Genomic DNA, 19,867 nt, shown 5'->3' on the forward strand with positions numbered 1-19,867 from the left:
CGCCCCATGAGCGACACCACAGACCGAGTCCGCGAACTCAACCTCTACCGCCAGTACTTCGACCTCGTCGCCGCAGGCACCAAGACCATCGAAGTGCGGGTCAAATACCCGCACCTCGCCGACCTCGCCGCCGGCGACACCATCCGCTTCCGGGTCAAGGGCACCGACGAGGCCTGCGAGGTCAAGGTCAAGCGCGTCACCGAGTACCCCGACTTCGAGGCCCTGCTCGACGGCGAAGGCGCCGCCGGCGTCAACCCGACAGCCACCCGCGAACAGCAACTCGCCGACATCCGCGCCATCTACCCGCCTGCGAAGGAAGCCCTCGGCGCACTCGCCATCGAGATCCAACGCGCTGGTGCATGATGCGACCGGAGAGAGCTAGGGCCTTTGCCAAGGACCGCCTCCCACGCGGCGCGGCCGTCACTCGGTGTGCAGGACCCGGGCGATGGCCTGCCGGGCCGCCGCGCGCGCCGGTACCACCGCGCCCAGTGCGGCGATCACCACCCCGGCCAGCGCCGGCAACACCATAGTCCCGGGGTGCCACACATCCAGCATCCGTGCCGGGAAGGCGAGATGGGCGCTGTGCTCGGTCAGCGGGATCACCACACGGTAGGCCGCGACTCCCAGCGGCAGCCCCAGGACTCCGCCGACCAGACCGAGCCCGGCCATGGACACCACCAGCATCACCGTGACCTGCCGTGGCGTCATGCCGATCGACTTCAGCATGCCGAGGTCGCGCCGCCGCTCCCGGGCACTCAGCACGACCGTGTTGAACACCCCCATCGCGGCGACCGCCGTCAGCATCAGGGTCAGCACGGACGCAGAGCTGATCACCGTCACCGCCCCGGCGTTGACCGAGGGCTGCTCGGCCGGGTAGAGCCCGGGATCGGCGGCTCGAACCGCCTTCGTATAGGCGCTGACCTCGGCTCCGGGGGTGAGCCGCACCCAGTACTGGTTGGCCCGCGCCTCCGGTGCCAGGGCGGTCACCGCCGCCCAGTCCGCACGCATCCAGTCCGACGGCCCGGACATGACCTCCCCGACCAGGGTCACGCGCTCCGTCCGGCCGCCCGCCGCGCCCAGCGTGAACGAGTCACCGACGTGCAGACCGTACTTGGCCAGGAACCTGCCGGAGGCCACCACCTCGCCGGGCCTGCCCGCCCACCGGCCCCTGGCCAGGTCGTCCTGGAGCACGGACCGGCCCCCGCGCGCTCCCTCGATCGTCACGTCCTGGCTCTGCCCGAGCATCCGCACCTGGGTGAAGCCCACGGCGGACACGTCCGCCGCATGGGGCAGAGAGCGCAGCAGCGTCTGTGTCGCGGCGTCGCCGTGGTGCGGAACGGTCTCCCCGAACCTGGCCTGCCCGGCCCGGACGACCACCTGCATCCTGCCGACGCCCTCGATGGCGTCGCTGTAGGAGACCATGGTGGCCGACAGACCGGTGGCGAAGGTCACCGTCGCCACCCCGAGCAGTACGGCGGAGACGGTGAGCAGCGCCCGTCCGGGCCGGGCGAGGGGCAGGCCCAGGCCCAGCGTCACCGAGCGCGGCAGCCGCACTCCGCTCAGCCACCGCTGCACCGCCGGCCGCCGACCGCCAACGGGCGCGCCGCCCGCGCTGATCGCCCGTGCCGCGGAGAGCCGGTGCGCGCGCAGCGCCGGGATCAGCGCGGCCAGCAGCACGACTGCGGGCATGCCCAGCGCCGTGGTCACGTACACCCAGGAGCCGACTGTCGGCCTGACATTCACCGAGCCGAAGTCAGCGCCGTAGAAGACCTGGCGCAACAGCGGCCGTGCCACCACCCCGCCCAGGGCCGTGCCGATCGCCGCGCCCACCGTCGCCGGGACACAGACCATCACCAGGTAGACCGCGACCACCTGGATCGGCGTGAATCCCACGGACTTGAGCACCCCGATGTGCCGGAAGCCGGACACGACGGCACCGCTCACCACATTGGCCACGATCAGGACCGCCACCAGCAGGCCGAGGATGCCGAAGGCCATGAGGAACGGCACGAAGGTGTTGGGCTCGGCCGCGAGCTGCTCCTTCAGCGTCAGATACGACTGGTGGGCGACCAGCGATCCGGACGGCAGGCCGGCGCTCACCGCCGAGGTGTCCGCCCTGATCTGCCGGGCCGACGCGGCCCGGTCGAACCGGTACAGCATCTGGTACGTCGTGGGGTGCAGGGCCCCGATCTGCCGCGGGGAGACCCATGCCTGCGCGGTCCCGCTCACGCTGGAGGCGAGGCCGACGACGGTCAGCGGCGCCAGTCCGGGCAGCCGGATCCGCTTCCCGATCGGAGAGTGCGGCCCGTCGCCCATCCCGGGCGCGTCCGGAAGCTCCAGGACGAGCTGACCGGGGCCGGTGGCCCAGTGCCCGGCGAACAGGTCCAGCCGGTCGACCGGGCCGCCGGGGTCCGCCCGGCCCACCACGGTCAGCGGGCCGGGCCCCATCCCGGGCAGCTCGGCGACCGCGCTCTGCGGCAGGTCGACCACCGCTTCCGGGAACGGCCCGGCCGAGGCCCGCACGCCCGGTCGGTGCGCGGTCCGTGCCAGCCGGGTGCCGGAGACCTTCGTCGCGTCGAACGTGGCGACGACGTGGGCGCCATGGGCCTGGGAGAAGATCCGGTCGAACGGCCCGGACGCGACGTCCAGCAGCCCGAGAGCGACCACCAGGGCCATGCTGGAGACCAGGACCACCACCCCGATCACCGAGGTCTGCAGTCGTCGGCGGCGCACGGCCGCGCGCGAGGCCCGCCACACCGCGCTCATGCCGTCCGCTCCAGGGTCCGCTCATTGGTGATCCGGCCGTCCGCCATCGTCACCAGACGGCTCGCGCAGCGCATGGCCAGCGTCTGATCGTGCGTCACCAACAGCAGGGTCTGACCCAGTTCGTTGAGGTCGATGAGGAGGTCCATGACCTGCTCGCCCGCGTGGCTGTCCAGCGCGCCGGTGGGTTCGTCCGCGAGCAGCAGCGCGGGGCGGTTCATCAGCGCACGGGCCACCGCCACCCGCTGGCGTTCGCCGCCGCTGAGCGCGGCGGGGTAGACGTTCCTGCGGTCGGCGATGCCGAGTTCGTCCAGCAGTTCCAGCGCCCGGCGCCGGGCCTGACGGGTGGGCGTTCCGGTGAGCTGGGCGGCCAGGGCGACGTTGTCGATCGTGGGCAGGTCGTCGATGAGGTTGAAGAACTGGAAGATCATGCCGATCCGGCGGCGCCGGAAGAGCGCCAGCCCGGTCTCGTTCATCGCGCCCAGGTCCTCGCCGTGCACGTGCACCCGGCCGGCGCTCGGCCGGTCGAGGCCGGCGATCATGTTGAGCAGGGTGGACTTGCCGCAGCCGGACGGCCCCATCACCGCCACCGCCTCCCCGGCGCCGACCTCCAGCGACACCCCGTTCAGGGCGACGGTGTCGCCGTACTCCTTGCGCAGGCCGTTCACCCGGACGACTTCCTGCTCGCGCACGGCGGCCGGGCCGGCCCCCGCAGTCGTGCCGCTGATGTCTTCGGTGGTCATGACAGGGACGGTAGGCGGGGTGGCAGCCCCGGACGTCAGCCCCCGGAGGTATCCCGGGACGGCGGTCATCCTGGGGATGTACGGGGTGGCCCCGAAGTAGGACGTCCGCCGGTCGGCCGCCTGGCACGATGGGCACCGTGTGGGGATCGGGAACGGACTCGCTGCTCATCGCCCTTGCGACGGTCGGCCCGGCGGTGGCCGGAGCCAGCGTCGTACTGCTGGCGCGCGCCCGCCGCCGCTACCGCAGGGCTCTGGAGGACCGGCGCTGGCTGCTGGAGCGCGAACGGGAGGCGGCTGCCCGCACGGCGGTGTCGGCCGAGCGTGCCCGCATCGCCCGCGAGTTGCACGACATCGTCAGCCACAAGGTCAGCCTCATGGTCGTGCAGGCGACCGCCGCCCGGGAGGTGCTGGCCACCCTGCCGGACGCGGCGGAGACCGCGCTGGAGGCCGTCGAGAGCGCCGGACGGGACGCGATGACCGAACTGCGCCATCTGCTGGGCCTGCTGGCGCCGTCGCCCGACGGCGACGACGGTGACGATGGCGGGGCCGAGCGGTACGCCGAAGGAGATCCCTCCGGGCTCGCGCCGCAGCCGAGCCTGCGTCAACTGGGCACCCTGATCGACCGGATCGCCTTCGCCGGCCTGCCGGTCGAGGTACGCATCTCCGGGGAACCGCGTCCGCTGCCGCCCGGCATCGACGTCACCGCGTACCGGATCATCCAGGAGGCGCTGACCAACACGCTCAAGTACGGCGACGGTGGCACGGCGACCGTGACGGTGCGCTATGCCGACCACAGTCTGCGGGTCGAGGTGCTCAACAGCGGACCGAGCGTGCTGTCCGCCGACCCCGCGAGCGCGGGTACCGTACCGGATCCCCGCACGGCACGGGACGACGGAGCGGGACGCGGCCTGATCGGCCTGCGCGAGCGCACAGCCGTCTACGGAGGCCACTTCGAAGCCCGGCGCCGCATCGGCGGCGGATACCGTGTCCGCGCCCGCATCCCTCTGGAGCGCCCGTGAACTCACAGGACCCTGGCGCGATCCCCGGCCGGGAGCCCGGTGCCCCGCGCGTCCTCGTGGCCGACGACGAGGAGCTGATCCGAACCGGCTTCCGCCTCATCCTCACCTCGCGGGGCATCGAGGTCGTCGGCGAGGCCGCGGACGGCGTGCAGGCCGTCGCCGAGGCCGAACGGCTGCGCCCGGACGTCGTTCTGATGGACATCCGAATGCCGAACCTGGACGGCCTGCAAGCAGCCCGACGCGTCCTGCGGCTGCTCCCCGACTGCCGGGTCCTCATGCTCACCACGTTCGACCTCGACCGTTACGTCTACGCGGCGCTCGCCGCCGGGGCGAGCGGCTTCCTGCTCAAGGACGTCACGGCCGCCCACCTCGCCGCGGCCGTGCGACTGGTCGACACCGGCGACGCGCTGCTGGCCCCCTCGATCACCCGCCGTCTGGTCGAACGCTACGCGACCGCCCAGAAGACCGACCGGGCCGGGACGGCTCGCCGCCCCGCCGCCGCGGGGACCGGGGACCGCGCGCCCGCGTTGCACCGCGACCTCGCTCCGCTGACCGCCCGTGAGCGCGAGGTGCTGGCGCTGATGGGCCGGGGCCTGTCGAACACCGAACTCGCCGAAGCCCTCACCCTCAGCGAGGCCACCGTGAAGACCCACGTCGCCCGGATCTTCGCCAAGCTCACCCTCCGCGACCGCGCCCAGGCGGTCGTCCTCGCCTACGAGACGGGCCTGGTCACCCCCGGCGGCCCCGCCGCCGGCTGACATGCGAAGCTGAAGCCGTGACCCTGGAGGACCTGGTGCGGTTGCGGCGGGCGCGGGATCGTATGGACCGTGAGTATGCCGAACCGCTCGACATGACCGAGCTGGCCCGTGGCGCCCTGATGTCCCCAGGGCATTTTCAGCGGAGCTTCCGCAAAGCCTTCGGGGAGACGCCGTACAGCTATCTCATGACCCGGCGGGTCGAGCGGGCCAAAGCGCTGCTGCGGCGAGGGGACCTCAGCGTGACCGAGGTGTGCCTGGCCGTCGGGTGTACCTCGTTGGGCTCCTTCAGTTCCCGGTTCACCGAGCTGGTCGGGGAGACGCCGAGCGCGTACCGGGCTCGTTCGCACGAGGCGGGCGCGGTGATCCCGTCCTGCGTGGCCCGGAAGTTCACCCGCCCCCGCCGCCGGCCCTACTGACCGTACCGAGGCACGGCACGCCCGCCGGCCTTAGCGTGGGTTCATGAACGTGAATGACGTGAATGACGTGAGTGGCGTGAAACTCGCTCAGTGCTTCATCGCCGTGGACGATCACGACAAGGCCCTCGCCTTCTACCGTGACGTGCTCGGCCTGGAGGTCCGCAACGACGTGGGCTTCGAGGGGATGCGGTGGGTGACGCTGGGCTCGCCGCTCCAGCCGGACGTGGAGATCGTGCTGGAGCCGCCCGGCGCGGACCCGGACGCCTCCCCCGCCGACCGGCAGGCGATGGCCGAGCTGCTCGCCAAGGGCCTGCTGCGGGGCGTCATCTTCACCACCCCCGACTGCGACGCGCTGTTCGAACGGGTCCGGGCGTCCGGGGCCGATGTGCTCCAGGAGCCGACGGACCAGCCGTACGGCGTCCGCGACTGCGCCTTCCGCGACCCGGCCGGCAACCAGCTCCGCTTCCTCGAACGACCTGCGCGCTGAAATCCCCTGGGTTTCCAGTGAGTTCCCCGCCTACACTCGCCGCGTGATCATCCGCTGGACGTACGCCTTCGCCGACCGCCCCGCGGCACGCCTCGCCGCGGCCCAAGCCTTCTGGACGGAGGTCACCGGCACGCGGCTGTCCGAACCGCGCGGCGAACAGGGTGAGTTCGTCACCCTGCTGCCCGACGGCGCGGACGCCTGCGTGAAGCTCCAGGGCGTCGACGCGGGGGACGGCGGGGCCCACCTCGACCTCTGCGTCGAGGACATACGGGAACTGGTCCGGGCCGCCCGCGCACTCGGCGCCGGCCTCCTCGCGGACCACGGCGACTGGGCCGTGCTGCGCTCCCCCGCCGGCCTGCCCTTCTGCGCCGTGCCCTGGCACGGGGAGGCAGTACGGCCTCCGGTCGTAGTCGGCAGCCGACTCGACCAGGTGTGTCTCGACATCCCGCCGTCCGTCTACGACACCGAGCGCGCCTTCTGGGCCGACCTGACCGGCTGGGAGCCGGCGGCCGGCTCGCGTCCCGAGTTCTACGTCCTGAAGCCGCCGGCCGGTCTCCCCGTGCGGATCCTGTTGCAGCGGCTCGACGCCGAACGCCCCGCCTCCGCCCACCTGGACCTCGCCTGCGCCGACCAGGCCTCCGTCCGCGCCCGGCACGAGCGGCTGGGAGCGGAGGCGGTCCATCAGGGCCCGCACTGGACGGTCATGCGCGATCCGGCCGGCGGCACGTACTGCCTGACCGGCCGGGACCCGGAGACGGGCGGTCTGCCGGGCGGGGGCAGCGGCAGCGGTCAGGGAGCCGTCGTCGCGTAGGCGCAGCGGGTTGCGGTCGGGGGTGTGGGACTGGGCGGGCAGGCTCGGCTCCCGTCGCCCTCCGGCGGGGCGTACTGTCCGTACGGCTCACCCGCCCCCGGTGCCGCCGGGGGCGTTCCGCCCCCGTTCTCCCAGACGTACGGGCCCTGCGGGCGGGCCGAGTCCTGGAGCCACAGGGTGAGTCCTCCCCCTACGGCCACGGTCAGCACCCAGGCGGCCAGTGCCCAGCGCCACCACCCGCGGCGGGCACCGCTCCCGCGGCTCACCCCCAGGGCTCCACGTCCACCACTGCGTCGACCGGCACGGGACCGTACACGTGCGGGAACTCCTCGCCGCCCGGCTCCGCCGACTCGTACTTCACCGGCACACCGAGCAGGGCCGGGTCCACGACCAGGACCACCAGGTCGTCGGGGCCGTCGTACGTGCCGTAGAGCAACTCGGCGATGCGCGGGAGCTGTTCGCGGGTGGAGAAGTGGATGAAGCCCTCCTCCTGGAGGGTGCGGCCCCGGGTGGACATCTCGAAGGCGCCACGCGCGCGGGCCGCGTCCCACAGGGAGCGTTCGGTGACGTGGAAGATGCGCGGAAGTTTCGGCATGCGCCCACGCTACGGCCTGAGCCGGTCCGTTCGTCCCGCGTCGTGCTGTTCATCCCGCGTCGTCGCCGCCGGGGCCTTCCATGATGGGCCGGATCACCACGGGGTAGTCCGCCAGGCCCTCGGGGCCGGGGCAGCGGGTGACGCGCTCGGCGATCTCGGTGGCCCGCTCCAGCCCGGCGCAGTCCAGCAACCAGTAGCCGACCGTCACTTCCTCGGTCTCGCCGTAGGGGCCGTCGGTGATCACCGTGCGGCCGTCCTTTCCGCGCGCGACCAGCCGGGTGCGGGCGGGCTCGGCCAGACCCTCGGCGTCGAGCAGCTCGCCTTTCTCGGCGAGGTCGTCGTTGATCGCGCTCATGTACGCGTACATGGCCTTCAGCTGCACCTCGGTCCAGGCCGGGGCGTGCGGGGTGGGCTTGCCGGCCATCGCGTCGTAGTCCGCCTGCGTGCCCCGCACCATCACCAGGTACTTCATGGTCCGCTCCTTCGGCTCGGGCCGCCCTCGCGGGCGGCTCTCACAGGGGACGTCGGAGCCGGGCCGGGATTCTCGACACGGGCTCAGGAATGTTTCGCGGTGGATTCCCCGGCCTGCCTGTCTGCCTGCCGTTCCGGGGCCGAAGCCACGGCCTCGGGGCGTTCGGCGTAGGCCCGGCAATCAGGGTTGCGGCACGGGCCGGAGCCCCAGACCGGCACCCAGGCGCCGAGCGTCTTGTGCCGGCCGACGACCGTTCCGACGGGCTGTCCGCAGACGGGACAGAGCGGTTCCTCGCTGGCCATGCCCTCAGGGTAGGCCGGGCGGGGGCTCGGCGCTTCCCGCCGTCAGCGCTTCCTGCTGTACGTCCGCACGATCACCCCGTTCTGGAACGTGCGCACCGATTCCAGGGCGAAGTCGGTGACGGCGAAGCCGGTGCCGAACATGGGCATGCCGGAGCCGTACACCTGCGGGTAGGTCTTGATGACGAGTTCGTCGATCTCGTCAAGCAGCTCGCCCGCGAGCTGGGAGCCGCCGCAGAGCCAGATGCCGAGTTCGCCGTCCTCGGCCTTCAACTCGCGGATCCTGGCGACCAGATCGCTGTCGATCACGGTCACGGCGGGGTCCGGCGAGGCGCCGAGGGTGCGCGAGGCGACGTACTCGCGCAGGTGCCCGTAGGGGCTGGTGACGCCGATGTCGAGGGCCAGCTGGTAGCTGCCGCGGCCCTGGATCACGGTGTCGAAGTGCCGGTTCTCGGCGTCCTTGACGCCCAGCGGCTCGCGGCCCTGGGCCGCGATGGTCTCCGGGTACGTCGAGGTCAGGTACCCGAGGAACTCCTCGTCGAGGAACGTGAACATCGACGAGGCATCGCCGCCGGGGTCTCCGATGAAGCCGTCGATGGAGCAGGCGACGAAGTATGTGAGCTTTCGCAAGCTGGTCTCTTTCCGTAGGCTGCGCGCGTTGACAACGACAGTTGTAGTACTTCGACTGTAGTGGTTGCAAGGGTGCTTCCCGAGAAACAGTGGAGACAGGGCAAGTGAGAGAGGGGATTCCGCATGGCCGGTAATCCGGAGCGGCGGGCGGCGCTGGTGGACGCCGGGATCGCGGTGCTCGCGCGCGAGGGTGCGCGGGGGCTGACGTTCCGCGCGGTGGACGCCGAGGCGGGCGTGCCCACCGGTACCGCCTCCAACTACTTCACCGGGCGCGACGAGCTGCTCCGCCAGATCGACGCCCGGCTGCACCTCCGGCTCGCCCCGGACCCGCAGGTGCTGGAGAAGCTGCTGCGGCAGCGGCGGGACCGGTCACTGGTGACGGCCTTCATGCACGACCTGATGAACCGGGCCACCGGGGACCGCGACGGCTATCTGGCCCTGCTGGAGATGCGCCTGGAGGCCACCCGGCGCCCCGAACTGCGCGCCTCCTTCACCGAGTCGGTGCGCGCGGAGCTGGAACAGGGCATGGAGTTCCACCGCGAGGCGGGACTGCCGGGCGGGGACGAGACCGTCACCGTGCTCTACCTCGCGATGCTCGGCCTCCTCCTGGAACACCTCACCCTGCCCGGTGTCCTGGACGGCGCCCTGCCGGGGGTGACCGTGCCGGAGGGCCTGGTCGAGCGCATCGTCACGACGATCGTCCCGCAGGAGCCGGGCGGGGAGTAGCGGGAGCCGGCTCGGGGAGTACGCGGGCGGGTGCAGGACCCCGTATGCCGCGGGCCCCGCACACTGTGGGGATGTGCGGGGCCCGCCGGACCGGAGCCCGGTGACCGTGCGGGGTCAGGATCCGCACGGTCCCCGCGACTCCGGCGTTCCACCTGGCCGCCGGACACGGCCTCTCGACTCGGCGCCCGGCAACCTCAGCTGCTCCGCCTCGTCGCGAACTCCGCCAGTGCCAGCAGTCCGTCCGCCGTCTCGGGGTCGGGGACCCCGAGTGCCAGGTCCTGCATGGCGCGGGCCATACGGTCGGCTGCTTCGGCCTGGGCCCAGTCACGGCCGCCGGCGCGTTCCACGGCCAGGGTGGCCCGCGCGAGTTCCCCGGAGGCCTCGGCCTCCTCCTTGACGTACGGCTTCCCGTACAGCGTGGCGAGTTCGGTCGCCGCCGGGGTGCCGGAGGTGAGCGCCGCGACCACCGGGAGGGACTTCTTACGGGCCGCGAGATCCGCGCCGGCCGGTTTGCCGGTGCGCTTCGGATCCCCCCATATGCCGATGACGTCGTCGATCAGCTGGAAGGCGAGCCCGACCTGCCGGCCGAACCCGTCCAGCGCCCTCGCCCCGTCCTCCCCCGTGCCCGCGTACAGCGCGCCGAGCGCGCAGGCGCAGCCCAGCAGGGCGCCGGTCTTGGCCTCGGCCATGGCGAGCGCCTCGTCGAGGGTGACCTCGTCCGGAGCGCGCCGTTCCAGGGCCGTGTCGATGCTCTCCCCGGCGCACAGCTCCACGACGCAGGCCGCGAGCCGGGCCGCGGCCGGGCCGGAGGCGGGGTGCGGGTCCTCCGCGAGCAGCCGGAAGGCCAGCGCCTGGAGGGCGTTCCCGGCGAGGACGGCGTCGGCGTCGCCGAACACCGTCCACGCGGTCGGCCGGTGCCGGCGGGAGGTGTCGCGGTCCATCACGTCGTCGTGCAACAGCGTGAAATTGTGGACCAGTTCGACCGCCACGGCCGCCCGGACGGCCGCCGCCCGCGCCGCCGGGCCACCCAGCGCGCCGGCCGCGGCCAGGACGAGCGCGGGCCGCATCGCCTTGCCCGCGCCGCCCGCCGCCGGCGAGCCGTCCGCGTTCTCCCACCCGAAGTGGAAGAGCGCGATCCGGCGCATCCGGCCGGGCAGCGACTCGACGGCCGCGCGCAGCTCCGGGTCCACGAGGGCCCGGGTCCGCTCCAGCAGTGCCGCCGCCTCCTGCCCCTCGGGCAGGCTGCCCCTGGCGCCCGCCGCGTTCCCCCGCGGGTCCCCCGCCGCACCGGGGCGCGGTACGGCGGGTGCCATGACGTGCGGAAACGTCACCTCCAGCGGCCGATCTCGACGTTCTCCAGCACGCCGAGCGCGTCGGGGACCAGGACGGCCGCCGAGTAGTAGGCCGTCACCAGGTACTTGATGATGGCCTGTTCGTTGATGCCCATGAAGCGGACGGACAGGCTCGGCTCGATCTCGTCCGGGATGCCGGACTGGCGCAGGCCGATGACACCCTGGTCGTCCTCGCCGGTACGCATCGCGATGATCGAGGTCGTACGGGCCTCGGTGACCGGGATCTTGTTGCACGGGTAGATCGGCACACCGCGCCAGGTCGGGATGCGGTTACCGCCGATCTCGATGGTCTCCGGGACCAGTCCGCGCTTGTTCAGCTCGCGGCCGAACGCGGCGATCGCGCGCGGGTGGGCGAGGAACAGCTTGGTGCCGCGGCGGCGGCTGAGCAGCTCGTCCATGTCGTCCGGGCCGGGAACGCCGTCGTGCGGCTGGATCCGCTGGTCGTACTCGCAGTTGTTGAGCAGGCCGAACTCCCGGTTGTTGACGAGTTCGTGCTCCTGGCGCTCCTTCAGCGCCTCGACCGTCAGCCGCAGCTGCTGCTCGGTCTGGTTCATCGGCTGGTTGTACAGGTCGGCCACGCGCGAGTGGATGCGCAGCACGGTCTGGGCGATGCTCAGCTCGTACTCGCGGGGCCGGGCCTCGTAGTCGACGAAGGTGTGCGGGATGTCGGGCTCGCCGCTGTGGCCGGCCGCCAGCTCGACCTCCTTCTCGCCGTACTTGTTGGTCCGCTGCTCGGGAACCGCGCGCAGCTGCTGGAGGTGCTCGCGCAGCGAGTCGGCGCGCTCCGCGACCTGCTCGAAGTCCTGGCGGGTGAGGATCAGCACCGTGCACGCGGTGTCCGCACGGGCGGTGTACTCCCAGATGGCGTCCGGGTCGAGCAGCGACTGCTCGCCGAAATAGGCGCCGTCGGCGAGGACTCCGAGGACCGCGTCGTCGCCGTAGGGACCCGTGCCGATCTTCTCGACGCGGCCGTGGGCCAGCAGATACACCTCGTCGGTCTGGTTGCCGAAGTCGGCGATGACCTCACCGGGGGCAAAGTCCCGCTGGCGGCAGCGCCGCGCCAGTTCCGTCAGCACCTCGTCGTCCTCGTACGACCGCAGCGCCGGCAGTTCGCCGAGTTCGGCCGGGATGACCTCGACCTGGTCCCCGGTCTTCACGAAGGTGATGCGGCCGTCTCCGACCGCGTACGTCAGCCGCCGGTTCACCCGGTACGTGCCGCCCTGTACCTCGACCCAGGGCAGCGTGCGCAGCAGCCAGCGGGAGCTGATCTCCTGCATCTGCGGTACGGACTTGGTAGTGGTGGCCAGGTTCCGCGCTGCCGCCGTCCCGAGGGACTGCTGCGGCTTGTCCTGCCCTGTGCGGACCTCTTCGCCTACCGACATAAGAAAGTGTCCTCCCAGTACATGCCCGGCCCGCGGAGGCACCCCGGGCACCGGTCTCGGGACCGAGCCTTCCACCGCCGACCGGGGCGGCACCATTACCCGAAAGAGCGGGAATGGATCACCCGCCGACCGGGCAGAAGGAGGGCTCCTGTCCACCCCCCGCCACCTGCACGGTTTGGCCAAATCGGCTCGCACGGTGTGCGAACGATGCAGCCCGGGACGTCCGGTTTCGGTAGAAGCAAGGCCGTACGAGAGGGCCGCAGCGGGCGGCCACCGGGCACAGCATTAAGGAGGCGGCATGGCCCCACCCATGTCCGCGAGCGGATTTCTGGCCGCGCTTCGCGCGGAGGGCGTCACCGTCGTCGAGGTCGGCGACTGGCAGAACCACAACCGCAACCACAAGGGCCCCTGGGGGCCGGTCCACGGCGTGATGATCCACCACACGGCGACCCAGAGGGACGACCGCACGGTGGCCCTCTGCCGGGACGGCCACCCGGCTCTCCCGGGCCCGCTGTGCCACGGCGTGATCACCAAGGACGGCACGGTCCACCTGGTCGGCTACGGCCGCGCCGACCACGCCGGCCTCGGCGACGACGACGTACTGCGCGCGGTGATCGCCGAGAAGGGGCTGCCGCCGGACGACCAGGCGAACACCGACGGCAACCGGCACTTCTACGGCTTCGAGTGCGAGAACCTCGGCGACGGCGAGGATCCCTGGCCCGAGGCGCAGCTGGAGGCGATCGTGCGGGCCGCGGCGGCCGTCTGCCGCCGGCACGGCTGGACGGAGCGGTCGGTCATCGGCCACCTGGAGTGGCAGCCGGGCAAGGTGGACCCGCGCGGGTTCACGATGGACTGGCTGCGGGAGCGGATCGCCGAGCGCCTGAAGGGATAGCACCGCAGGGCAGAACCGCCGACGGGCGAGAATGGTGCCGTGACCAGCCCCGTGACCGGCCCGGACCCGCTCGCCCCCCGCCTGCCCTCACCTCTCCAGGAGGTGCGGGACGAGCGCTTCGCCCGGCACGGCCTCCGGCTCCTGCTCAAGCGGGACGACCTGATCCACCCGGAGCTGATCGGCAACAAGTGGCGCAAGCTCGTGCCGAACATCGAGGCGGCGCGGGGCCGGGCCCTGGTCACCTTCGGCGGGGCCTACTCCAACCACCTGCGGGCCACGGCCGCTGCGGGCCGGCTGCTCGGGCTGCCGACCGCCGGCGTGGTCCGCGGTCAGGAACTGGCCGGCCGCCCACTCAACCCGTCCCTGTCCCGCTGCGCGGCCGACGGCATGCGGCTGCACTTCGTCGACAGGTCGACGTACCGGCACAAGAGCGAGCCGGAGACGCTGGCCGCGATCCTGCGCGGGGCCGGCGCCGAGGGGGCGTACGTCGTCCCCGAGGGCGGCAGCAACGCCGAGGCCGTGCGCGGCTGCCGGGACCTCGGCGCGGAGCTGCGCGGCCGGGCCGAGGTCGTCGCGGTGGCCTGCGGCACCGGCGGCACGCTGGCGGGGCTCGCCGCCGGGCTGGCGGCGGGGCAGCGTGCGCTCGGGGTTCCGGTCCTCAAGGGAGGCTTCCTGGAGGCCGACATACAGGCCCTGCAGGAACGTGCCTTCGGCGCCCGCAGCGGCTCCTGGACCCTGGACGACCGCTTCCACTTCGGCGGCTACGCCCGTACGACCCCGGAGCTGGAGGCGTTCGCGACGGACTTCGAGGACCGCCACGGCCTGCCCGTCGAACGTCTCTATGTCGCCAAGTTGCTCTACGGACTCGTCACCCTCGCCGGGGAGGGCGCCTTCGCGCGCGGAACGACCGTCGCGGCGGTCGTCACCGGACAGCCGTTCCCATAGGGCTCCGTAGCCCTTACGCGGCCTCCCGGTAGGCGGCGGCCTCCTCCAGGTCCAGTCTGCGCAGCAGGGCGCGCAGCATCTCGTCGTCGATGTAGCGGTGGTCGCGGAGCTTGACGAAGACCTCGCGTTCGGCGCTGATCATCTCGCGGGACAACCGGCGGTAGGTGTCGTCCACGGACTCGCCGGTCACGGGGTTGACCTGGCCGAGGCGCTCCCAGACGGCGTTGCGGCGGCGTTCCAGGACCGTGCGCAGGCGGTCGGCGAGCGGCGGCGGCAGGGCGTTGCGCTCGTCGGCGAGGAGGTCGTCCAGGTGGCTCTCGGCGGCCCGGGAGGCCTGCGCCTGGGCGTTGGCCTCGGCGAGCGTCTCGGCCTGCTGGTCGCGGGCGGGGAACTTCAGCAGGCGGATCAGCGGCGGGAGCGTGAGGCCCTGCACGACCAGCGTGCCGATGACGGTGGTGAAGGTCAGGAAGAGGATCAGGTTGCGGTGCGGGAAAGGGGCGCCGCTGCGCACCGTGAGCGGGATCGAGAAGGCGATGGCCAGCGAGACCACGCCGCGCATGCCCGCCCAGGACGTCACGATCGGCGCCCGCCAGGTGGGGTTCTCCTCGCGTTCCCGGATCCGGCCGGAGAGGGCGCGCGGGAGGAAGGTCCCGGGGTACACCCAGGCGAACCGGGCCGCGACGACGACCAGGAAGACGACGATCGCGTACCAGGCGGCGTCGACGCCCCGGTACGCGGCGAGCCCCTTGAGCACGCGCGGCAGCTGCAGGCCGATCAGCGCGAACACCGCCGACTCCAGGACGTAGGCGACCATCCGCCACACCGCCTCCTCCTGGAGCCGGGTGGCGAAGTCGACCTGCCACGCGTGGTGTCCGAGGTAGACGGCGACGACCACGACCGCGAGGACACCGGAGGCGTGCACCTGCTCGGCGACTCCGTAGGCGACGAACGGGATCAGCAGGGAGAGGGTGTTCTGCATCAGCGCCTCCTTGAGGTGCGTGCGCAGCCAGTGGATCGGCACCATGAGCACCATTCCGACGGCGACACCGCCGACCGCCGCGATCAGGAACTCGCCGATCCCCTTGCCCCAGCTCGCGCCGGCGCCGACCGCGGCGGCGAGGGCCACCTTGTAGGCGGTGATCGCGGTGGCGTCGTTCAGCAGGGACTCGCCCTGGAGGATCGTGGTGATCCGCGAGGGCAGCCCCACCCGGCGCGCGATCGCGGTGGCCGCGACAGCGTCCGTCGGCGCCACCACCGCGCCCAGCACCAGGGCCGCGGGCAGCGGCAGCCCGGGCACGACGGCATAGGCGGCCCAGCCGACGACGAAGGTCGCGAAGAGCACGTACCCGACCGACAGCAGCCCCACGGGCCGCAGCTGCGCCCGCAGGTCCAGGTACGAGCTCTCGGTGCCCTCCTTGTAGAGCAGCGGCGGCAGCACCAGGGGCAGGACGACGTCGGGGTCGAGCGTGTAGTCCGGGACACCGGGGAGGTACGAGACCGCCAGGCCCACCGCGACCAGCAGCAGCGGCGCCGGCACGGGGCTGCGCCGGGCGGCCCCCGACACCGCGGCACTGCCCGCCACCAGCAACAGCAGCGGCAACACGTCCATGATCCTCGCCCGCCCTCGATTTTCCGCGCGGTCACCCGCACACCCGTCGTAATCTGGCAATCATGAAACAGTGCACGCACGCCGACGCGCTGCCGCACCCGGAACCCGAGCCGCTGAACGAGACCTGCCCGGAGTGTCTCGCGCGCGGGACACACCCGGTCCAGCTGCGGCTCTGTCTGACCTGTGGCCACGTCGGCTGCTGCGACTCCTCACCGGGAAGACACGCGACGGAGCACTACGAGACGTCCGGTCACCCGGTGATGCGGACCTTCGAACCCGGCGAGGACTGGCGCTGGTGCTTCGTCGACCACGTTCTCGTGTGACACTGCATGCGGTGGTGGCCGTATCACGGTTCGGGCGTCTGACGTCTGGGTACGTCAACCCGGCGCGCCCTCTTCCCATTTGGGACCGCAAACCCTCTAGACACGGAGCGTATCCGCAGCTTTACTGTGAGTGACGCCAGGGGGTTGGGGTCCCGGGGACAAGAGCGTTCGGAGCGCGATAGCGTCACCGCGGAACCACGTAGGCGTTACCCCGGGGGGAGATCCCTCGGCCCCGTAAAGCTTGTACCACCATGGAGGTGAGGGTGTCCCAGATCGCAGGCGAGCCCGCGGCGAACCAGGACTTCGTGGAAGTCCGGCTGCCGGCTGCGGGTGCCTACCTGTCGGTGCTGCGGACGGCCACGGCCGGTCTCGCGGCCCGCTTGGACTTCACCCTGGACGAGATCGAGGACCTGCGCATCGCCGTGGACGAGGCCTGCGCGATCCTGCTCCAGCAGGCCGTGCCGGGCTCCGTGCTCAGCTGCGTCTTCCGGCTCGTCGACGACTCGCTGGAGGTCACGGTGTCGGCGCCGACCACGGACGGCCATGCCCCCTCGCGGGACACCTTCGCCTGGACCGTGCTCTCGGCCCTCGCGGGCAAGGTCTCGTCCGCCGTCGACGAGGACAAGACCGTGTCGATCAGCCTCTACAAACAACGCGGCGCGGGTCCCGGGCCGGCGTGAGGAACGGGGACGGGCCGGTGCGGGACGAAGAGCGCGGCACACGGGAGCTGCCGGCCGGGGACGGCCCCGCGAACGGCTCCCGACGCATGGCTGACGGCATCGACGGCATCCCCGAGCAGGCCAGACCGCATCCGGAGGACGCCTCCGCACAGGCCGTCGGCGACGGTGCCGTGCAGAGCGCGCCTCCGGAAGGACACGGCGGGACCGCTTCCGCCGTCCGCGCGGAGGCGAGGGCTCGGGGAAGGGCTACGGGCGGGACGATGAGCGAGCACGAGCGATACGCCGAGGACGACACGCTGGGCCCGGGCGTGCCTGCCGTGCGGCACGACCCCCAGGACCGCAGCGGGGCACGGGCGCTCTTCGTCGAGCTGCGCAAGCTGAAGGAGGGCAGCCCGGAGTACGCGGAGCTGCGCAACCAGCTGGTCCGTATGCACCTGCCGCTCGTGGAGCACCTGGCGCGCCGGTTCCGCAACCGCGGCGAGCCGCTGGACGACCTCACCCAGGTCGCCACGATCGGCCTGATCAAGTCCGTCGACCGCTTCGACCCGGACCGCGGGGTGGAGTTCTCCACCTACGCCACCCCGACCGTCGTCGGCGAGATCAAGCGGCACTTCCGCGACAAGGGCTGGGCGGTCCGCGTGCCGCGCCGGCTCCAGGAGCTGCGGCTCGCGCTGACCACGGCGACGGCCGAGCTGTCCCAGCAGCACGGCCGCTCCCCCACGGTCCACGAGCTGGCCGAGAAGCTGGCCATCTCGGAGGAGGAGGTCCTGGAGGGCCTGGAGTCCGCCAACGCGTACTCGACGCTGTCGCTGGACGTCCCCGACACCGACGACGAGTCCCCTGCGGTCGCCGACACGCTCGGCGCGGAGGACGAGGCGCTGGAGGGTGTGGAGTACCGGGAGTCCCTCAAGCCGCTGCTGGAGGACCTGCCGCCGCGGGAGAAGCGGATCCTGCTGCTGCGCTTCTTCGGGAACATGACCCAGTCGCAGATCGCGCAGGAGGTCGGCATCTCCCAGATGCACGTCTCCCGGCTGCTGGCCCGGACCCTGGCCCAGCTGCGGGAGAAGCTCCTCGTCGAGGAGTGAGGCCTATTCGGCCGACCGGCCCGGTCCCTTGATCCCGAGGGCCTGGGCCGTCGCCGGGCTCATCAGCAGGACGAGCCCCGTCGCGGCGACCGCGCCGATGACGATGCCGGCCGGGATGGCCGCGCCGTCGCCCTTCAGCAGGTAGTAGGCCACGCCCAGCGCCATGAGCTGCGTGATCAGCGCCGGGCCGCGGCTCCAGCCGCGCCGCAGCAGCAGACCGCGCGCGGCCAGCAGCGGCAGCAGCGCGAGCACGACCAGGGTGATCCCCAGGGTCACGGCCTGCTGCCGGTCGTCCGGCTTGCCGACGAGCCCGAGTACGAACACCCACAGGCCGCCTGCCAGCACAGCGACGCCCTCCAGTGCGGCCAGCACGGCCGCGTACGTCAGCCGGCGCGGGCGCGGTCCGGCGGTCTCGGCGCTCTCCGGGGCGGGTTTCTGCTCGCTGCTCACCCCAGAAGGGTAGCCCGCGCCCCGTACGCCCCGGCCGGGAAGGGCCCCCGGCGTCCGGGCGCCCGCGGCCCCGGAGTGTCCAGACTCACGCAGCCCCCTCTTACCGGATCCCTACCTCGGTCTGGGCCGGGTACCACCCAGTAGGTACGCTGCACATCATGCGTGCACTTCTCGTGGTGAATCCGGCGGCTACCACTACAAGTGCACGCAGGCGTGACGTCCTGATCCACGCGCTCGCGAGCGAGATGAAGCTGGAAGCGGTCACCACCGAGTACCGCGGCCACGCGCGCGATCTCGGCCGGCAGGCGGCGGAGAGCGACGACATCGACATGGTGGTCGCCCTCGGCGGCGACGGCACCGTCAACGAGGTCGTCAACGGCCTCCTGCACGCCGGTCCCGACCTGGATCGCCTGCCCGGCCTCGCCGTGGTCCCCGGCGGCTCAACGAACGTCTTCGCCCGCGCTCTGGGCCTGCCCAACGACCCCGTCGAGGCCACCGGTGCCCTGCTGGACGCGCTGCGCGAGAAACGCGAGCGCGTCGTCGGCCTCGGTCTGGCCTCGGGCACGCCCGGCACGGAGGACGAGGCGGTACCGGAGCGCTGGTTCACCTTCAACGCGGGCCTCGGCTTCGACGCGGGCGTGGTGGGCCGGGTGGAGCAGCAGCGCGAGCGCGGCAAGAAGTCGACGCACGCGCTCTACGTCCGCCAGGTGGTCCGGCAGTTCCTCGGCGAGCCGAGCCGCCGGCACGGCGCGATCACTCTGGAGCGCCCGGGCGCGGACCCGGTCGAGGATCTTGTTGTCGCCATAGTCTCGAACACGTCCCCTTGGACGTATCTCGGCAATCGCCCGATGTACACGTCACCTAAGGCCTCGTTCGACACGGGCGTCGACGTGCTCGGTCTCAGCCGCCTCTCGACGGCCGCGGTTGCCCGGTATGGCACCCAGTTGCTCACTTCGTCCCCCGAGCGCGGACCCCATGGAAGGCACGTGCTCTCACTGCACGATCTGGACCAGTTCACCTTGCATTCGAAGGTCCCCCTACCCCTCCAGATGGACGGCGACCACCTGGGACTGCGTACGAGCGTGACGTTCACAGGTGTACGCCGCGCACTGCGTGTGATTGTGTGAGCGGAACGGGCGAAAGTCCTTTCACTCGAACGTTTAGGCCAGGATCCACCCCATGGAAGTACGGCTGTGACCCAGTCGACACCGAGGAATCAAAAAAAACTTTCCGGAAGGGGTTGTATCCGTCGCTGAGGTTTGCGAGTCTCTACGTGGCGATCGGGACGGCCCGCAACACCGGCCTCCACTGATCACCAGAACCCCTCTTCAACCACAGGACCACGCCGGGGAAGACTCGGCGGTCGGCCCTTCACTTGTTGAGGGATTCGTGAAAGCGTTCACATTCACAAGCAACTTGCATGTAATACC

General features: G+C 71.9%; 24 protein-coding genes. 13 read left to right on the plus strand and 11 right to left on the minus strand.

Annotated features, from left to right (window positions below):
* Nucleotides 1-6 precede the first annotated feature (6 nt).
* Entirely contained in the window at nucleotides 7-363 is a 357-nt protein-coding gene (locus ACWD35_RS15835; protein WP_451351801.1) for an ASCH domain-containing protein, read from the plus strand.
* Between the two features lie 57 nt (nucleotides 364-420).
* On the opposite strand, the gene ACWD35_RS15840 is transcribed toward ACWD35_RS15835, so the two are convergent.
* Both ACWD35_RS15840 and ACWD35_RS15845 read right to left on the minus strand, forming a co-directional pair.
* Complete coding sequence (locus ACWD35_RS15840; protein ID WP_451351802.1) at nucleotides 421-2,766, minus strand: ABC transporter permease; 2,346 nt, start codon at nucleotides 2,764-2,766, stop codon at nucleotides 421-423.
* Complete coding sequence (locus tag ACWD35_RS15845) at nucleotides 2,763-3,506, minus strand: ABC transporter ATP-binding protein (protein WP_451351803.1); 744 nt, start codon at nucleotides 3,504-3,506, stop codon at nucleotides 2,763-2,765. The genes ACWD35_RS15840 and ACWD35_RS15845 overlap by 4 nt, the downstream gene beginning before the upstream one ends.
* A 128-nt stretch (nucleotides 3,507-3,634) precedes the next feature.
* On the opposite strand from ACWD35_RS15845, the gene ACWD35_RS15850 reads away from it, so the two are divergent.
* Genes ACWD35_RS15850 through ACWD35_RS15870 form a run of 5 tightly spaced genes read left to right on the plus strand, consistent with a single transcriptional unit; the run spans nucleotide 3,635 to nucleotide 6,997 of the window.
* Nucleotides 3,635-4,525: a sensor histidine kinase gene (locus tag ACWD35_RS15850; RefSeq protein WP_451351804.1), complete on the plus strand. Its 891-nt coding sequence runs from the start codon at nucleotides 3,635-3,637 to the stop codon at nucleotides 4,523-4,525.
* On the plus strand, nucleotides 4,522-5,283 hold the full coding sequence (locus ACWD35_RS15855) for a response regulator (protein ID WP_451351805.1): 762 nt from the start codon (nucleotides 4,522-4,524) through the stop codon (nucleotides 5,281-5,283). The genes ACWD35_RS15850 and ACWD35_RS15855 overlap by 4 nt, the downstream gene beginning before the upstream one ends.
* 17 nt (nucleotides 5,284-5,300) lie before the next feature.
* Nucleotides 5,301-5,699, plus strand: coding sequence for a helix-turn-helix domain-containing protein (locus ACWD35_RS15860; protein WP_451351806.1), 399 nt, complete (start codon nucleotides 5,301-5,303; stop codon nucleotides 5,697-5,699).
* Nucleotides 5,700-5,742: 43 nt separating this feature from the next.
* A complete protein-coding gene (locus ACWD35_RS15865; protein WP_451351807.1) occupies nucleotides 5,743-6,186 on the plus strand; it encodes a VOC family protein in 444 nt (147 codons plus the stop codon).
* A 43-nt stretch (nucleotides 6,187-6,229) separates the two neighbouring features.
* Entirely contained in the window at nucleotides 6,230-6,997 is a 768-nt protein-coding gene (locus tag ACWD35_RS15870) for a VOC family protein (protein ID WP_451351808.1), read from the plus strand.
* On the opposite strand, the gene ACWD35_RS15875 is transcribed toward ACWD35_RS15870, so the two are convergent.
* From ACWD35_RS15875 to ACWD35_RS15895, 5 genes are all read right to left on the minus strand, one after another.
* Nucleotides 6,976-7,263, minus strand: a complete 288-nt coding sequence (locus ACWD35_RS15875; protein WP_451351809.1) for a hypothetical protein — start codon at nucleotides 7,261-7,263, stop codon at nucleotides 6,976-6,978. The two genes, ACWD35_RS15870 and ACWD35_RS15875, sit on opposite strands and share 22 nt — an antisense overlap.
* The gene (locus ACWD35_RS15880; RefSeq protein ID WP_451351810.1) at nucleotides 7,260-7,592 is read right to left on the minus strand and encodes a DUF952 domain-containing protein; all 333 of its coding nucleotides are present in this window, start codon (nucleotides 7,590-7,592) and stop codon (nucleotides 7,260-7,262) included. Before ACWD35_RS15880 ends, ACWD35_RS15875 begins: the two co-directional genes overlap by 4 nt.
* 49 nt (nucleotides 7,593-7,641) lie before the next feature.
* Nucleotides 7,642-8,064, minus strand: a complete 423-nt coding sequence (locus ACWD35_RS15885) for a YciI family protein (protein ID WP_451351811.1) — start codon at nucleotides 8,062-8,064, stop codon at nucleotides 7,642-7,644.
* A gap of 83 nt (nucleotides 8,065-8,147) precedes the next feature.
* Nucleotides 8,148-8,366: a hypothetical protein gene (locus ACWD35_RS15890; protein ID WP_451351812.1), complete on the minus strand. Its 219-nt coding sequence runs from the start codon at nucleotides 8,364-8,366 to the stop codon at nucleotides 8,148-8,150.
* Nucleotides 8,367-8,408: 42 nt separating this feature from the next.
* Nucleotides 8,409-8,993: a dihydrofolate reductase family protein gene (locus ACWD35_RS15895; protein WP_451351813.1), complete on the minus strand. Its 585-nt coding sequence runs from the start codon at nucleotides 8,991-8,993 to the stop codon at nucleotides 8,409-8,411.
* A gap of 123 nt (nucleotides 8,994-9,116) precedes the next feature.
* Here ACWD35_RS15895 and ACWD35_RS15900 point away from each other — a divergent pair, with 123 nt between their 5' ends.
* Nucleotides 9,117-9,719: a TetR/AcrR family transcriptional regulator gene (locus ACWD35_RS15900; protein WP_451351814.1), complete on the plus strand. Its 603-nt coding sequence runs from the start codon at nucleotides 9,117-9,119 to the stop codon at nucleotides 9,717-9,719.
* 194 nt (nucleotides 9,720-9,913) lie between these two features.
* Here ACWD35_RS15900 and ACWD35_RS15905 read toward each other — a convergent pair whose 3' ends face one another.
* Nucleotides 9,914-11,032, minus strand: a complete 1,119-nt coding sequence (locus ACWD35_RS15905; RefSeq protein ID WP_451351815.1) for a family 2 encapsulin nanocompartment cargo protein polyprenyl transferase — start codon at nucleotides 11,030-11,032, stop codon at nucleotides 9,914-9,916.
* 14 nt (nucleotides 11,033-11,046) lie between these two features.
* Entirely contained in the window at nucleotides 11,047-12,453 is a 1,407-nt protein-coding gene (locus tag ACWD35_RS15910; protein ID WP_451351816.1) for a family 2B encapsulin nanocompartment shell protein, read from the minus strand.
* 298 nt (nucleotides 12,454-12,751) lie between these two features.
* On the opposite strand from ACWD35_RS15910, the gene ACWD35_RS15915 reads away from it, so the two are divergent.
* Together ACWD35_RS15915 and ACWD35_RS15920 are read left to right on the plus strand one after the other, a co-directional pair.
* Nucleotides 12,752-13,345 carry an N-acetylmuramoyl-L-alanine amidase gene (locus ACWD35_RS15915; protein WP_451351817.1) on the plus strand — a complete coding sequence of 198 codons (594 nt, stop codon included), beginning with the start codon at nucleotides 12,752-12,754 and terminating at the stop codon, nucleotides 13,343-13,345.
* Between the two features lie 51 nt (nucleotides 13,346-13,396).
* The gene (locus ACWD35_RS15920; protein WP_451352002.1) at nucleotides 13,397-14,290 is read left to right on the plus strand and encodes a 1-aminocyclopropane-1-carboxylate deaminase/D-cysteine desulfhydrase; all 894 of its coding nucleotides are present in this window, start codon (nucleotides 13,397-13,399) and stop codon (nucleotides 14,288-14,290) included.
* Between the two features lie 13 nt (nucleotides 14,291-14,303).
* Here ACWD35_RS15920 and ACWD35_RS15925 read toward each other — a convergent pair whose 3' ends face one another.
* Nucleotides 14,304-15,899: a Na+/H+ antiporter gene (locus ACWD35_RS15925; RefSeq protein ID WP_451351818.1), complete on the minus strand. Its 1,596-nt coding sequence runs from the start codon at nucleotides 15,897-15,899 to the stop codon at nucleotides 14,304-14,306.
* A gap of 62 nt (nucleotides 15,900-15,961) precedes the next feature.
* On the opposite strand from ACWD35_RS15925, the gene ACWD35_RS15930 reads away from it, so the two are divergent.
* From ACWD35_RS15930 to ACWD35_RS15940, 3 genes are all read left to right on the plus strand, one after another.
* Complete coding sequence (locus tag ACWD35_RS15930; protein ID WP_451351819.1) at nucleotides 15,962-16,222, plus strand: UBP-type zinc finger domain-containing protein; 261 nt, start codon at nucleotides 15,962-15,964, stop codon at nucleotides 16,220-16,222.
* A gap of 263 nt (nucleotides 16,223-16,485) precedes the next feature.
* Nucleotides 16,486-16,902, plus strand: a complete 417-nt coding sequence (locus tag ACWD35_RS15935; RefSeq protein ID WP_009190566.1) for an ATP-binding protein — start codon at nucleotides 16,486-16,488, stop codon at nucleotides 16,900-16,902.
* 17 nt (nucleotides 16,903-16,919) lie between these two features.
* On the plus strand, nucleotides 16,920-17,987 hold the full coding sequence (locus ACWD35_RS15940) for an RNA polymerase sigma factor SigF (RefSeq protein ID WP_451351820.1): 1,068 nt from the start codon (nucleotides 16,920-16,922) through the stop codon (nucleotides 17,985-17,987).
* 3 nt (nucleotides 17,988-17,990) lie between these two features.
* Here ACWD35_RS15940 and ACWD35_RS15945 read toward each other — a convergent pair whose 3' ends face one another.
* A complete protein-coding gene (locus ACWD35_RS15945; RefSeq protein WP_451351821.1) occupies nucleotides 17,991-18,437 on the minus strand; it encodes a hypothetical protein in 447 nt (148 codons plus the stop codon).
* A 158-nt stretch (nucleotides 18,438-18,595) separates the two neighbouring features.
* Between ACWD35_RS15945 and ACWD35_RS15950 the strand changes: the two genes are divergently transcribed.
* The gene (locus ACWD35_RS15950; protein ID WP_451351822.1) at nucleotides 18,596-19,564 is read left to right on the plus strand and encodes a diacylglycerol/lipid kinase family protein; all 969 of its coding nucleotides are present in this window, start codon (nucleotides 18,596-18,598) and stop codon (nucleotides 19,562-19,564) included.
* Nucleotides 19,565-19,867 lie beyond the last annotated feature (303 nt).

The sequence above is a fragment of the Streptomyces sp. NPDC002671 genome (assembly GCF_053592475.1).